Origin of the sequence: Izhakiella australiensis, from assembly GCF_002006995.1 — a bacterium.
Lineage (GTDB): Bacteria > Pseudomonadota > Gammaproteobacteria > Enterobacterales > Enterobacteriaceae > Izhakiella > Izhakiella australiensis.
The window spans coordinates 54464-68070 of sequence record NZ_MRUL01000005.1 but is presented as its reverse complement, the minus strand read 5'-3'; the positions used below and the strand labels follow the sequence as shown (position 1 = coordinate 68070).

The 13607-nt window shown below is 58.4% G+C and carries 12 protein-coding genes; 11 read left to right on the top strand and 1 reads right to left on the bottom strand.

The genetic code is table 11. From position 1 onward, the window contains the following. Positions 1-7: 7 nt before the first annotated feature. The 11 genes from BTJ39_RS09610 to arnF all read left to right on the top strand — a co-directional run bounded on the left by BTJ39_RS09610 (position 8) and on the right by arnF (position 12931). On the top strand, positions 8-1609 hold the full coding sequence (locus tag BTJ39_RS09610) for a 5-oxoprolinase subunit B/C family protein (RefSeq protein WP_078002471.1): 1602 nt from the start codon (positions 8-10) through the stop codon (positions 1607-1609). Continuing rightward, positions 1609-3348 carry an acetyl/propionyl/methylcrotonyl-CoA carboxylase subunit alpha gene (locus BTJ39_RS09605; RefSeq protein WP_078002627.1) on the top strand — a complete coding sequence of 580 codons (1740 nt, stop codon included), beginning with the start codon at positions 1609-1611 and terminating at the stop codon, positions 3346-3348. The genes BTJ39_RS09610 and BTJ39_RS09605 overlap by 1 nt, the downstream gene beginning before the upstream one ends. Before the next feature lie 77 nt (positions 3349-3425). After that, a complete protein-coding gene (locus tag BTJ39_RS09600) occupies positions 3426-4154 on the top strand; it encodes a DUF969 domain-containing protein (protein WP_078002470.1) in 729 nt (242 codons plus the stop codon). Continuing rightward, positions 4154-5167, top strand: a complete 1014-nt coding sequence (locus tag BTJ39_RS09595) for a DUF979 domain-containing protein (protein WP_078002469.1) — start codon at positions 4154-4156, stop codon at positions 5165-5167. Before BTJ39_RS09600 ends, BTJ39_RS09595 begins: the two co-directional genes overlap by 1 nt. Positions 5168-5569: 402 nt before the next feature. Then, positions 5570-6715, top strand: a complete 1146-nt coding sequence (gene arnB, locus BTJ39_RS09590) for a UDP-4-amino-4-deoxy-L-arabinose aminotransferase (protein ID WP_078002468.1) — start codon at positions 5570-5572, stop codon at positions 6713-6715. After that, positions 6712-7698, top strand: a complete 987-nt coding sequence (gene arnC / locus BTJ39_RS09585) for an undecaprenyl-phosphate 4-deoxy-4-formamido-L-arabinose transferase (protein WP_078002467.1) — start codon at positions 6712-6714, stop codon at positions 7696-7698. Before arnB ends, arnC begins: the two co-directional genes overlap by 4 nt. Beyond that, positions 7695-9677 (top strand): bifunctional UDP-4-amino-4-deoxy-L-arabinose formyltransferase/UDP-glucuronic acid oxidase ArnA, encoded by a 1983-nt coding sequence (arnA, locus tag BTJ39_RS09580; RefSeq protein ID WP_078002466.1) that lies wholly within the window; start codon positions 7695-7697, stop codon positions 9675-9677. Before arnC ends, arnA begins: the two co-directional genes overlap by 4 nt. Further along, on the top strand, positions 9674-10570 hold the full coding sequence (arnD, locus tag BTJ39_RS09575; protein WP_078002465.1) for a 4-deoxy-4-formamido-L-arabinose-phosphoundecaprenol deformylase: 897 nt from the start codon (positions 9674-9676) through the stop codon (positions 10568-10570). Before arnA ends, arnD begins: the two co-directional genes overlap by 4 nt. Positions 10571-10572: 2 nt before the next feature. After that, the gene (arnT, locus tag BTJ39_RS09570) at positions 10573-12231 is read left to right on the top strand and encodes a lipid IV(A) 4-amino-4-deoxy-L-arabinosyltransferase (protein ID WP_078002464.1); all 1659 of its coding nucleotides are present in this window, start codon (positions 10573-10575) and stop codon (positions 12229-12231) included. Further along, the gene (gene arnE, locus BTJ39_RS09565; protein WP_078002463.1) at positions 12228-12551 is read left to right on the top strand and encodes a 4-amino-4-deoxy-L-arabinose-phosphoundecaprenol flippase subunit ArnE; all 324 of its coding nucleotides are present in this window, start codon (positions 12228-12230) and stop codon (positions 12549-12551) included. Before arnT ends, arnE begins: the two co-directional genes overlap by 4 nt. Then, positions 12548-12931 (top strand): 4-amino-4-deoxy-L-arabinose-phosphoundecaprenol flippase subunit ArnF, encoded by a 384-nt coding sequence (arnF, locus tag BTJ39_RS09560; RefSeq protein WP_078002462.1) that lies wholly within the window; start codon positions 12548-12550, stop codon positions 12929-12931. The genes arnE and arnF overlap by 4 nt, the downstream gene beginning before the upstream one ends. Before the next feature lie 98 nt (positions 12932-13029). Here arnF and BTJ39_RS09555 read toward each other — a convergent pair whose 3' ends face one another. Next, entirely contained in the window at positions 13030-13416 is a 387-nt protein-coding gene (locus BTJ39_RS09555; RefSeq protein WP_139356333.1) for a hypothetical protein, read from the bottom strand. Between the last annotated feature and the right edge of the window lie 191 nt (positions 13417-13607).

The following is a 13607-nucleotide window of genomic DNA, read 5'->3' as shown; positions in this document are numbered from 1 at the left end:
AGCTGGCATGCGTTTTTTACCGGTTAATTACGATGCGCTGCTGGTCGAACTGGCAACGCTGGAAGAAACCCTGGCGCTTCTGGATGCGCTACAGCAGGCGTCACTGGAGGCCATCGACGAGATTATACCGGCGGCGCGCACGCTGCTGATCCGCTTTCAGCCGCAGAAAATGTCGGCGCAGCATCTGGTGAATACGCTCAGCGGCTGGCCGCTAAGCGCCCGTCAGCACCGGGTGGGCGAAAAGGTTGATATTCCGCTGCGCTACGACGGTGAGGATTTGCCGCAGGTTGCCGAGCTGCTCGGTATTGAGGTTGCGGAAGTGATCCGCCGCCACAGCGAAACCGAATTCAGCGTCGCCTTCACCGGCTTTGCGCCGGGCTTTGCCTATCTCTCCGGCGACAGCGGCCTGACGGTACCCCGGCGGGCCTCGCCGCGCCCGCGCATTCCCGCCGGCTCCGTCGGCCTGGCTGGGGAGTTCAGCGGCGTTTATCCCAAAGCCAGCCCCGGCGGCTGGCAGCTGATTGGCTCCACCCGATTGGCGATGTGGGATCTGGCGCGCGCCACTCCCGCGCTGCTGCAACCGGGTATGCGCGTCCGTTTCCATGATGAAAGCAAACGCAGCTTCTCATTACCCGCCGCATTCGCCGCCAAAGTAGCAGGCCAGCCTGACGGTGACGCGACGCTGAAGATCGTGGCGTCAGGGATCCAGATGCTGTTTCAGGATGAAGGGCGCGCCGGGAAAGCCGGGCAGGGGGTTTCTACCTCCGGTGCGGTCGATCGCGCCGCGCTGCATAGCGCCAATCGGCTGGTCGGCAATCCGGGTGCTGCAGCCTGCCTCGAATTACTGCCTGGCGGCGTGGTGATTGACATATTGAGCGACTGCCTGCTGGCGCTCACCGGCGCTGGCTGCGCCATCACCCTGACTACCGCCGATCAACAGCGGCATAGGCTATCCGGCTGGCAGCCGCTGGCACTGGCGGCGGGCGACCGCCTGACGCTGGGTGCCCCGCAGCAGGGCGCGCGCTGCTATCTGGCGCTGCGGGGCGGCTTTGTCGTTACGCCGGTGCTGGATAGCTGCGCCACGGATACCCTAGCGCAGCTGGGACCGGCGCCGGTGGTTCAGGGTGACATCCTGCTGCGCCGCCGCAGTGCTGCGCTGCTGCCGGTAGCGCTCAATGAAACCCCCGCCGCTACGCTGCCGGTCGCCGGTGAAAGCGTCACCCTGGATGTGGTGATGGGGCCGCGCACCGACTGGTTCACGCCGCAGGCGGTAGCGCTGTTAAGTCAACAAAGCTGGCGGGTAACGCCGCTTTCCAGTCGCATAGGTCTGCGGCTGGAGGGGGAGAGGGTGCTCAGCCGGGAACAAACCGCCGAGCTGCCCAGCGAAGGGGCAAGGCCCGGCGCGATTCAGGTACCCGCTAACGGTCAGCCAGTGCTGTTTCTTGCCGACCATCCGCTCACCGGCGGTTATCCGGTGATTGCCAACGTCGCTGACTGGCACCTTGATCTGACCGGGCAGCTGCCGCCGGGCGTGCTGGTGCGTTTTAACCCGGTAATGCCATTTATTCCGCTGACGCCGGAAGCGTCGGCCGCAAACGAGAGACCATGATGAAAAAAGTCCTGATTGCCAACCGTGGTGAAATTGCCGTGCGCGTTATCCGCGCCTGCCGCGATCTGGGCATTGCTTCGGTTGCTGCATACGCCGACTGCGATAGTGAGGCGCTGCATGTCCAGCTGGCGGATGAGGCCTGGGCGCTGCCCGGCAACCGCCCGGAAGAAACCTATCTTAATATTGAGCGCGTAATCGATCTGGCAAAAAAAGCCGGCGCCGATGCCGTTCACCCCGGCTATGGTTTTCTCTCTGAAAGGGCGGATTTCGCCCAGGCGGTGATTGACGCCGGGCTGTGCTGGATTGGTCCAAAACCTGCCACCATCGCCGTACTGGGAGATAAGGTCCAGGCGCGCCAGCTGGCGCAGCGCATCGGCGCGCCGCTGGTGGCGGGAACGCCCGGCCCGGTAAGCAGCGCAGATGAGGTTCAGGCATTTGCCGCGCAGCATGGCCTGCCGGTCGCGATTAAAGCTGCCTACGGCGGCGGCGGGCGCGGTATGAAGGTGGCCTGGCGTAAGGAGGAAGTGCGCGAACTGTATGCTCAGGCGGTACGTGAGGCAACCACCGCCTTTGGCCGCGGTGAATGCTTTGTTGAACAGTTTCTCGATCGCCCACGTCATATCGAGGCGCAAATTCTCGCAGACCAGTACGGCAACGTGCAGGTGCTGGGGACGCGCGACTGCTCGCTGCAGCGCCGCAACCAGAAGCTGATTGAAGAAGCGCCGGCGCCTTTTCTGAGCGATCGGCAGCGCGAGCGCATCCACAAGGCTGCCCATGATATTTGCGCCGAGGCGGATTATACCGGCGCCGGCACGGTGGAGTTCCTGCTGAGCAAAGAGGGCGTAATCTCTTTTCTTGAGGTCAATACACGTCTGCAAGTGGAACATACCGTTACCGAAGAAACTACCGGCATTGATCTGGTGGTAGCCCAACTGAAAATTGCCGCCGGTGAACGCCTTACGGACTGCGCCACGCCGTCGCCGCGCGGCCACGCGATTGAGTTTCGCATTAACGCGGAAGATCCGGCGCGCGGCTTTTTGCCGGTTTCCGGTACCCTCAGCTGCTTTTCACCACCCTCCGGGCCGGGTATTCGCCTCGATAGCGGCGTTACCCGGGGTTCGCTGGTGCCGCCAACCTTTGATTCACTGATGGCGAAGCTGGTGGTCTGGGGCAGCAGCCGCGAGCAGGCGCTGGCGCGCGCGCGCCGGGCGCTGGCCGAGTTCACTATCGAAGGCATTGCCAGCGTATTGCCGTTTCATCGTCAGGCGATCGAACACGCGGATTTTATTGCCGCCGACGGCAATTTCGCCGTCCATACCCGCTGGATTGATACGGATTTTAGCGCTGCGCTGGAACCGGCTGCGCGCGCGTTACCGGCAGCCATGCCAGCGTTAACCCGTACTTTTATTGAAATTGATGGAAAACGCGTGCAGCTGGGGCTGCCTGCTTCGCTGCTGGCGGGAGCGGCGCTCGCAGAAGGCGCATCCGCAGCGGACGCTGGTGCTGCCGGTGAGCAAAGCCGGCCGGGCGACGTTGAAGCGCCAATTGCCGGCGTGTTGCAGGCGTGGCTGGTTGAAGAGGGGGCGCAGGTTGCCGAAGGCGACACCCTCGCCACGCTTGAGGCGATGAAAATGGAAACGCCGTTGCTGGCGCCCTGTGCCGGCAAAGTGCAGTTGCAGGCGACCAGCGGCGAGATGATTGCCGCTGGCACCGTGGTAGCCCATGTGATTACTGAATAATAAGCCCGGCAGTTAGCTCTCGTCGGACAAATACATCATCGTGTCCCGCGCTGCGGGCCTTGATCTCAGGAGATACTATGAACGAAGCAGTGAATCTCTGGCCGCTAATCGGCATCGCCGCGATTATTATCGGCTTTTTATGCCGACTTAATCCGGTGCTGGTGGTGGTGCTCGCCGGAATCATTACCGGTCTGAGCGCCAGTATGCCTGTTGGAACCATTCTGGCGAGCCTCGGCAGCGGCTTTCTTAATACCCGCAACCTGGCGCTGATCATCGTGCTGCCGCTGGTGGTTATTGGTTTGCTGGAACGACATGGCCTCAAGCACTGGGCGCAGGTGTGGATTTCCAATATCAAATCGGCAACCGCCGGACGGCTGCTGACGGTCTATTTGCTGGTGCGTGAGCTGGCGGCGGCGATGGGGTTAACCAGTCTCGGCGGTCATCCGCAGATGGTGCGCCCGCTGCTGGCGCCGATGGCCGAAGGGGCAGCGGAAAATCTGTATGGTGAGTTGCCCAAAGCCACGCGCCTCAGGCTGCGGGCCATGGCGGCGGCAACCGATAACGTTGGCCTGTTCTTCGGCGAAGATATTTTCGTCGCGTTCGGCGGCGTTTTGTTCATGCATAATTTTATGCAGCAAACGGCGAATATTCAGACCGAGCCGCTGCATATCGCTCTCTGGGGGCTGCCGACCGCCATCTGCGCGTTCATTATTCATTCATTCCGCCTGCGTCGCCTCGATCGTCGCCTGGCGGCTGAGCTGGGTGCTTTAAATCGCGCGGCCCTGAAAGATAAAGGAGAGCGCTAATGTTTCAGCAACAGTATCTTAATTTTTTGGCCGCGCTGATTTTGTTTATTGTCGCCGCCATGTCCTGGCGCGATGATAAAAACCCGCGCCGTTTCACCACCGGCCTGTTCTGGGGGCTGTACGGACTGGTATTTCTGATTGGCGACTGGACGACGCATCTCGCTGTCGGCTGGGTCGGCGAGGCGAATGCCGCAAAAACGGTGAATATTATCGTTGGCGTGGTCGTGGTTCTGATGGCGCTGATCGCCGGCTGCGGCGGCGTTAAAATGGGCAGCTACCATAAGCGTCCGGAAAGTGAACAGCGGGCCAGCGCCAGCCGCCTGCGCAACCGGCTGTTTCTGCCGGCGTTGGCTATTCCGGCGATCACCGTTGGCGGGATTCTGGCCTTCAATAATATTCCTGGTCTGCAGGAAGGGCTGTTCGGGCCGGGTAACCACGCCACCCTGGTGACGCTTTTTTCCATGGCGCTGGGCTGCCTGATTGGCTGGCTGATCGCGCTGGCGTTGACCAGAGATACCCCGGCGCAGTCTATTCAGGAGACGCGGCGCTTGCTGGACGCCATCGGCTGGGCCTTTATCCTGCCGCAGATCCTCGCCACCCTGGGTTTATTATTCACCCAGGCCGGCGTCGGTGCGGCTATTTCCCATCTGGTTGAAACCTGGCTGACGGTCGATAACCGGCTGGTCGCGGTGCTGGTATTCGTTTTTGGCATGGCGCTGCTGACCATGGTGATGGGCAACGCCTTTGCGGCCTTCCCGATTATTGCGGCAGGGGTCGGCATTCCAATTCTGGTACAGCACCTGGGCGCTAACCCTGCGGTAATGGCGGCAATCGGCATGTTTTCCGGCTACTGCGGTACGCTACTGACGCCAATGGCGGCTAATTTTAATCTGGTGCCGGCGGCGCTGCTGGAGCTTCCCGATCGCAACGCGGTGATTAAAGCCCAGGCGCCGACCGGCGCAATGCTGCTGGTGGCGAACGTTATCCTGCTCTATTTCCTCGCTTTCTTATAACCTTCAAGGGCAGCGGAGGCTGCCCTGTCAGAACATCACATCGTTAAATTATTTTGCTTCATTAATACTTAACCAAACTATCACGCACAAATGAGGGCTTGCTGTTGCGGGAGCGAATGTTTATCGTGCGAGAGTTTTTAGCCTTGTGTGCTTTTTGTCTGGCTTAAGCAAGACCTCAGAATGAACCGTTAATCTACGCATTATTACCCGGCGTATTTATAAATTTTCTTTGGCGTGGTTTGCCTGAGGTTTAAACTTCATCGCGTATTCTCGGGAGCGGGCTCTTTCTCTTTTTATCCTGGGAGGGGGATCATATTCGGTTGATTTTTGTCACTCCGCCGCTTGACAGCCCGCACAAAAGGTTAAAAATTTAATCAATGTTCGTTTAGGGAAATTGAACTAATGTCTGAGTTTCTCCCCTTTTCACGCCCGGCAATGGGCGCAGAAGAACTGGATGCGGTCCAAGAGGTGTTGTCATCGGGCTGGATTACCACTGGCCCGAAAAATCAGCAACTTGAGCAGGCTTTCTGCCAGTTGACCGGCAACCAGCATGCCATCGCGGTTAGCTCGGCAACCGGCGGTATGCACGTCACGCTGATGGCATTGGGTATCGGCCCCGGCGATGAAGTGATTACCCCTTCGCTGACCTGGGTATCCACGCTGAATATGATCTGCCTGCTGGGCGCCACGCCGGTGATGATTGATATCGACCGCGACACCCTGATGGTGACGCCTGAAGCCGTTGAGGCTGCGATCACGCCGCGCACCCGCGCTATCATTCCGGTTCACTACGCCGGTGCGCCGGCCGATATTGACGCCCTGAATGCTATCGGACAGCGTCACGGCATTCCCATTATTGAAGATGCGGCTCATGCCGCAGGGACCTGTTATAAAGGCCGCCACGTTGGCGCCAGCGGTACCGCGATTTTCTCTTTCCACGCCATCAAGAATATGTCCTGCGCCGAAGGCGGATTGATCGTCACCGATAACGACGATCTGGCCGTCAAATTACGCAGCCTGAAATTTCACGGCCTTGGCGTTGATGCTTTTGACCGAAACCAACACGGCCGCGCGCCGCAGGCTGAGGTGATCTCACCGGGGTTCAAATATAACCTGGCCGATATCAACGCGGCGATTGCGCTGGTGCAGCTTAAAAAACTGCCTGAGCTAAACGCTCGCCGCGACGCTATCGCCCGGCGCTATCTGCGCGAGCTGGCGGATACGCCGTTTCTGCCGCTGACGCTGCCTGAATGGCCGCACCAGCACGCCTGGCATCTGTTTATCATCCGCGTTGATGAAGCGCGCTGCGGCCTGAGTCGCGATGCGCTGATGCAGGCCCTTAAAGAGCGCAATATCGGCACCGGTCTGCATTTCCGTGCTGCCCACACGCAAAAATATTACCGCGAGCAGTTCCCGGACGTCGTATTGCCCAACAGCACCTGGAACAGCGAGCGCATTTGTTCTATTCCGTTATTCCCCACCATGACCGATGACGATGTTACCCGCGTCATAAAGGCTCTGCATGAGCTGGCAGGAAAAAATGCATGATCAATAATGAACCTATTAAAAAAGTATCGGTTGTGATTCCGGTATTCAACGAGCAGGAAAGCCTGCCAGAGCTGATTCGCCGCACGCGTGCCGCCTGCGATCTGCTCTCCATGCCCTATGAAGTGGTGCTGGTAGACGACGGCAGCAGCGATGATTCAGCGCTGCTGATGGAAGCGGCGGCCAGCGAGCCGGACAGCCCGGTGGTGGCGATTTTTCTTAACCGCAACTACGGCCAGCATTCCGCAATTATGGCCGGCTTTAGCCATGTCAGCGGCGATCTTATCGTGACGCTGGATGCCGATTTGCAAAACCCGCCGGAAGAGATCCCGCGCCTGGTTGAAAAGGCCGTTGAAGGTTACGACGTAGTGGGCACCGTGCGCCAGAATCGCCAGGATACCTGGTTTCGCCGCCGCGCGTCGCGGGTAATAAACGGCCTTATTCAGAAGGCGACCGGCAAATCGATGGGCGACTATGGCTGTATGCTGCGCGCCTATCGCCGGCCGATCATCGACGCCATGCTGCATTGCCACGAGCGCAGCACCTTCATCCCAATTCTGGCTAACACCTTTGCCCGCCGTACCGTTGAAATCCCGGTGCTACACGCTGAGCGTGAGTTTGGTGATTCCAAATACAGCCTGATGAAGCTGATTAACCTGATGTATGACCTGATCACCTGTCTGACCACCACGCCGCTGCGACTGCTGAGTATTTTTGGCAGCATTACCGCGCTGGCGGGCTTTGCGCTTGCCGTGCTGCTGCTGCTGCTGCGATTGTTCTTCGGCGCCGAATGGGCGGGACGCGGAGTATTCACCCTGTTTGCCCTGCTGTTTATGTTTATTGGCGCCCAGTTTGTCGGCATGGGGCTGCTTGGCGAGTATATTGGCCGCATTTATAACGATGTGCGCGCCCGCCCGCGTTACTTTATTCAGCGTGTTGTCAGCAGTACGCCCGCTACTCCCTCTTCACAGGAAAAAAATTCATGAAAGCTGTTGTTTTTGCCTATCACGATATGGGCTGCGTTGGCGTTGAAGCCTTAATTAAGGCGGGTTTTGAAATCGAGGCGATTTTTACCCACGCTGACAACGCGGGGGAGAATCACTTTTTCGCCTCAGTGGCGCGCACCGCAGCAGCCCATGGGATCCCGGTATTTGCGCCGGAAGAAGTCAACCATCCGTTATGGATCGATCGTATTCGCGCGATGAACCCGGAGATGATTTTCTCTTTCTACTACCGTAACTTGCTGAGCGATAAGCTGTTGGCCTGCGCCAGCAAAGGCGGTTTTAACCTGCACGGTTCACTGCTGCCGAAATATCGCGGCCGCGCGCCGCTGAACTGGGCGCTGGTGCATGGCGAAAGTGAAACCGGCGTAACGCTGCATCGCATGGTGGCGCAGGCGGATGCCGGCAATATTATCGCGCAGCGCTCGCTGGCGATTGATGATGAAGACACCGCGCTGACCCTGCACCGCAAACTGTGCGATGAGGCGAAGCGCTTGCTGGACGATACGCTGCCGTCGCTGCTCAACGGTAGCTTTAGCGAACAGCCGCAGGATCTGAGCAAGGGCAGCTGTTTTGGCCGCCGTACGCCGGATGATGGCCGTATCGACTGGTCATGGCCCGCCAGCCAGATCCGTAATCTGGTGCGCGCGGTCAGCGAACCCTGGCCTGGCGCCTTTAGCTATGTCGGCACGCAAAAATTTATTATCTGGCAGGCGAAGGTACGTAAAGACCAGCCCGCAGCGCGCCCCGGCACTATCCTGTCAGCTAATCCGCTGATTGTTGCCTGCGGCCAGGATGCGTTGGAAATCGTAACCGGCCAGGGCGAGAACGGCATCTATATGCAGGGCGGTCAGCTGGCGCAGACCATGGGCTTGGTAACCAGCGCGCTGCTGAACAGCAAGCCGTGGAGCGCGGTGAAGCGCCGTACCCGCGTGCTGATCCTTGGGGTCAATGGCTTTATTGGCAACCATCTGACCGAGCGCCTGTTGCAGGATGACAACTTCGAAATTTACGGACTGGACATTGGCTCCGACGCCATCAGCCGCTTTGTTGATAACCCGCATTTTCACTTTGTGGAAGGGGATATCAGCATTCATTCCGAGTGGATTGAATACCACATCAAGAAATGCGACGTGGTGCTGCCGCTGGTGGCCATTGCTACGCCGATTGAATATACCCGTAATCCGCTGCGGGTGTTTGAGCTGGACTTTGAAGAAAACCTGAAGATTATCCGCGACTGTGTGAAGTACAAAAAGCGCATAATTTTCCCGTCAACCTCGGAAGTGTACGGCATGAGCACCGATTCGGTGTTTGATGAGGACAATTCAAACCTGATCGTCGGGCCGATTAACAAACAGCGCTGGATTTATTCGGTCTCCAAGCAGCTGCTTGACCGTGTTATCTGGGCCTATGGCGACAAAGCGGACCTCCGCTTTACCCTGTTCCGCCCCTTCAACTGGATGGGACCGCGTCTTGATAACCTGAATGCGGCGCGTATCGGCAGCTCGCGCGCGATTACCCAGCTGATCCTTAACCTGGTGGAAGGTTCGCCGATTAAGCTTATCGACGGCGGCAAGCAGAAACGCTGCTTTACCGATATCAAAGACGGTATTGAAGCGCTGTTCCGCATTATTGAGAACAAGGATAACAACTGCGACGGTCAGATTATCAACATCGGTAACCCGACCAACGAAGCCAGCATCCGCGAGCTGGCGGAAATGCTGCTGGCAAGCTTTGAGAAACACCCGCTGCGCCAGCATTTCCCGCCGTTCGCCGGCTTCCGCGAAGTAGAAAGCAGCAGCTATTACGGTAAAGGCTATCAGGACGTTGAGCACCGTAAGCCAAGCATCCGCAACGCGCAGCGCCTGCTGGGCTGGACGCCTGATATCGACATGAAGAAAACCATTGATGAAACCCTGGATTTCTTCCTGAAAACGGTGGACCTGGCTGAGATCGACAAATGATCAAAGTCGGTTTACGCGTCGACGTGGACACCTGGCGCGGCACCCGTGATGGCGTGCCGCGCCTGCTGGAAATTCTTAGCGCGCACCAGGTCCGGGCCAGCTTTTTTTTTACCGTCGGGCCGGACAATATGGGCCGCCATCTCTGGCGGTTGGTTAAGCCAAAGTTTCTCTGGAAGATGTTACGATCCCGCGCGGCTTCGCTATACGGCTGGGATATCCTGCTGGCCGGCACCGCCTGGCCAGGACGGCGCATCGGGCGCGGCCACCCGCAGATTATTCGCGATACCGCCGCCGGGCACGAAGTCGGATTACATGCCTGGGATCATTTTGCCTGGCAGACGTGGGCCGGGGTCTGGCCGCCGGAAAAACTGCATCAGCAGATAAGCCTGGCCCATCAGGCATTAGCGGAAATTTGCGGTAAGGCGGTAAGCTGCTCGGCCGTCGCCGGCTGGCGTGCCGACCAGCGCGTGGTGGAAGCCAAAGAGCCTTTCCATTTCCGTTACAACAGCGACTGCCGCGGTTCCGGGCCTTTTTTGCCACTGCTGGAAAGCGGCGCAACCGGCACGGTGCAGATCCCGGTGACGTTGCCCACCTGGGATGAGGCCGTCGGTACGCTTACCAGTCGGGAAAATTACAACCCGTTTATTCTGCAGCAGATACTTCAGGATAAAGGTACGCCGGTTTATACCATTCACGCTGAAGTGGAAGGTATTGTTTTGCATCAGCAGTTTGAGCAGCTACTGGAAATGGCGCAGAAAGCGGGTATTCAGTTTTGCCCGCTGAGTGAATTGCTGCCGGAAGATATTTCACAACTACCCACAGGCAAAGTCGTGCGCGGCAGTTTGACCGGGCGCGAAGGATGGTTGGGTTGCCAACAGGTTATGAGTAATTAACAATGTCAACAAAACAAAAAGGCTGGCTTTTACTACTGCTTTTTGCGCTTTATTACCTGATCCCCCTTGAGTTTCGCCCACTCTGGCAGCCGGATGAAACCCGCTATGCCGAAATCAGCCGTGAAATGCTGGCCAGCGGCAACTGGATCGTGCCGCATTTTCTTGATGTGCGTTATTTTGAAAAGCCGATCGCGGGCTACTGGATCAATAATCTGAGCCAGCTGATATTCGGCCATGATAACTTCGCCGTGCGCTTTGGTTCCGTGTTCTCGATTAGCCTTAGCGCGCTTGGCGTATACTGGCTGGCGGGACGTATCTGGCAAAACCGCCGTACCGCGTTGATGGCGGGGGTTATCTACCTGACTACCCTGCTGGTCTACAGCATTGGTACCTACGCCACCCTCGACCCCATGATTACCCTGTGGATGACCGCGGCCATGTGCTTTTTCTGGCTGGCGGTGACTACGCCGCAGGTCAGCGTGCGCGTCTCAAGCTGGATACTGCTGGGCATTGCCTGCGGCATGGGCTTTATGAGCAAAGGCTTTCTGGCGCTGGCGGTGCCGGTGATTGGCGTGCTGCCCTGGGTTATTATCCAGAAGCGCTGGAAAACGGTGTTGTGCTGGGGCTGGCTGGCGATTTTCAGCGCCCTTGCCATTAGCCTGCCCTGGGTTGTGGCCATAGCGCAGCGCGAGCCGGACTACTGGCATTACTTCTTCTGGGTCCAGCACATTCAGCGCTTTGCCGAATCCGATGCTCAGCACAAGGCGCCCTTCTGGTACTACCTGCCGGTGCTGTTAGCCGGATCGCTGCCGTGGCTGGCGCTGCTGCCGGGCGCGCTGAAGCTGGGCTGGAAAGGGCGAGCGGGCAACAGCGCGCCATTTTATCTGCTTGGCTGGATGGTCATGCCGTTTTTGTTTTTCAGCATCGCCAAAGGAAAGCTGCCGACCTATATTCTGCCGTGCTTTGCCCCGCTGGCAATCCTGATGGCGCAGTACGCTTGTTCGCTGCTGAATACTGGCGTCAGGGCTTTTAAAATCAACGGTGTTATCAACCTTATATTCGGGCTGGTTTGCATACTGGCGATGGTTGTATTCCTGGCGCCCTGGGGCGTAGCGAAGCACCCGCTGTATGCGCACTATGAAATTCCACAGGTGCTGCTGGGCGTGCTGGCGTTTGCCGTCTGGGCGCTTGCGGGCTGGCTCAGTCTGGTTGATCCCAGCCGCCGCTGGCACTGGGCTGCGGCCTGTCCGCTGGGTATTGCGCTGCTGTATAACTTTGCCCTGCCGCAGCATACCAGCAGCAAGCAGCCGCAGCCGTTTATCACCGCAATCCACGATCGGCTGGCAAACAGCCGCTACGTGCTGACTGACTCCGTCGGGCTGGGTGCCGCCCTTGGCTGGGAGCTCAAGCGCGCCGATATAAAAATGTACAGCGAAAAAGGTGAACTGGCCTATGGCCTGGCGTACCCGGATGCGCGCGGCAAGTACATCGATGAGCCGGCATTCCCCGCCTGGCTGGCTAAAGCGCGTCTGGAAGGCAACGTTTCGCTGGTGCTGCAGTTGGATCGCGAAGAAGACGTTAACAAGCTCAAACTGCCCCATGCCGACTTCACCTGGCGCCAGGGACGTTTAGTGTTGTTTTACTATATGAAGCAGCCATGAGTTATCTGCTGCTGGTGCTGGCCAGCCTGCTTAGCTGCGGCGGCCAGCTGTGCCAGAAGCAGGCCGCGCATCAAACGCGGCGCATTGATATACTGCGCTGGCTGATGCTGGCGCTGTTTTTATTGGGCTGCGCGATGCTGGTCTGGCTGCAAGTATTGCAGCGCTTGGCGGTGGGTATCGCCTATCCCATGCTGAGCCTCAATTTTATTCTGGTGACGCTGGCGGCCAGGCTCATCTGGCAGGAAGAAATCGATCGTCGCCACCAGCTGGGCATTGTGCTGATCGTTAGCGGTATTGTTCTGATGGGACTCAGCGCATGAAGGGTTATCTGTGGGCAGGCGCCAGCGTAGTATTAGTCAGCGTGGCGCAGCTGCTGATGAAATGGGCGATGGTGCAGCTACCGCCGCTTACCTCGCCGCTGCTGTGGCTGCAGTCGGTGCAGCTGACCGGTTTACCCGCGCTGAGCCTGCTCGGCGGCCTGCTGGCGTACGCTGCCTCCATGCTGTGCTGGTTTGTCGCGCTGCGCCAGATGCCGCTGAGCCGCGCCTATCCGCTGCTCAGCCTGAGCTACGTACTGGTCTGGCTGGCGGCGCTCTGGCTACCGGGTTTTCACGACAGCTTCAGCTGGCTGCAGCTGCTGGGCATGACGGCGATTGTTGCCGGACTGCTGCTAATTTGCTCGCAGCGGCGGGGTCGCTGAGGGCTGGATTGCCACATTGCTTCAGCGAGTCGCCGCCGGGCTACTGCTCATTTGCTCGCTGCTAAGATTCTGCTATCTGCCGGTACGCTGTGCCGCTACTAAGAACTGCCTTTTCCAACCTTTTCCTTTTCACATTCGCCAACGGATAGCGCGGCGGCCCAGGGCATTTTTTCTGCGTCTTTATTGGGTACGCTATGGCGGTTTTTTTCCGGTGCATCGTCGGGGCCGAGGAATCGAAATGGTCCGCAGTGGGCAATTTTACGCAGGACCCGCCTGACCAGCGGCTGCTTATCGGGCGACAGCGTTTCTTTGCTGGCTTCCTTCGTAGGGGGCTGGGGAACGGCGGTTTTGTGCTCGCTGGCATCGGCGTTTGCAGCGGTTATAACGATGGATAATCCGATCAAACCGAATAAAATCATGCGCGCTGCGGTTACCATATTGGCTAAAGGCGGGGCTTGCGAACGCTGATTCATAGTGAGCCTCATCTGTTTTCCGGCCTGCTGTTGCTAAAAAGATTGCTCAGGCTGTTTTAAACCCTGCATGGCACCGGGACAAGTCGTACTAAAAAATGAGCGTCAGCGGTATTGTGGGATAAGAATAGCGGAAAAAATATTATAAGGCTGCCTGATTCTGATGTGGCCGCAGGCAGATATTGATATCGTCCGCCAGGCCCTCG

Coding starts and splice junctions, on each gene's coding strand:
- arnA (WP_078002466.1), top strand. CDS start 7,695: ATGAAAGCTGTTGTTTTTGCCTATCACGATATGGGCTGCGTTGGCGTT.
- arnD (WP_078002465.1), top strand. CDS start 9,674: ATGATCAAAGTCGGTTTACGCGTCGACGTGGACACCTGGCGCGGCACC.
- BTJ39_RS09555 (WP_139356333.1), bottom strand. CDS start 13,416: ATGAGGCTCACTATGAATCAGCGTTCGCAAGCCCCGCCTTTAGCCAAT.
- BTJ39_RS09610 (WP_078002471.1), top strand. CDS start 8: ATGCGTTTTTTACCGGTTAATTACGATGCGCTGCTGGTCGAACTGGCA.
- arnB (WP_078002468.1), top strand. CDS start 5,570: ATGTCTGAGTTTCTCCCCTTTTCACGCCCGGCAATGGGCGCAGAAGAA.
- arnE (WP_078002463.1), top strand. CDS start 12,228: ATGAGTTATCTGCTGCTGGTGCTGGCCAGCCTGCTTAGCTGCGGCGGC.
- arnF (WP_078002462.1), top strand. CDS start 12,548: ATGAAGGGTTATCTGTGGGCAGGCGCCAGCGTAGTATTAGTCAGCGTG.
- arnT (WP_078002464.1), top strand. CDS start 10,573: ATGTCAACAAAACAAAAAGGCTGGCTTTTACTACTGCTTTTTGCGCTT.
- BTJ39_RS09600 (WP_078002470.1), top strand. CDS start 3,426: ATGAACGAAGCAGTGAATCTCTGGCCGCTAATCGGCATCGCCGCGATT.
- BTJ39_RS09605 (WP_078002627.1), top strand. CDS start 1,609: ATGAAAAAAGTCCTGATTGCCAACCGTGGTGAAATTGCCGTGCGCGTT.
- arnC (WP_078002467.1), top strand. CDS start 6,712: ATGATCAATAATGAACCTATTAAAAAAGTATCGGTTGTGATTCCGGTA.
- BTJ39_RS09595 (WP_078002469.1), top strand. CDS start 4,154: ATGTTTCAGCAACAGTATCTTAATTTTTTGGCCGCGCTGATTTTGTTT.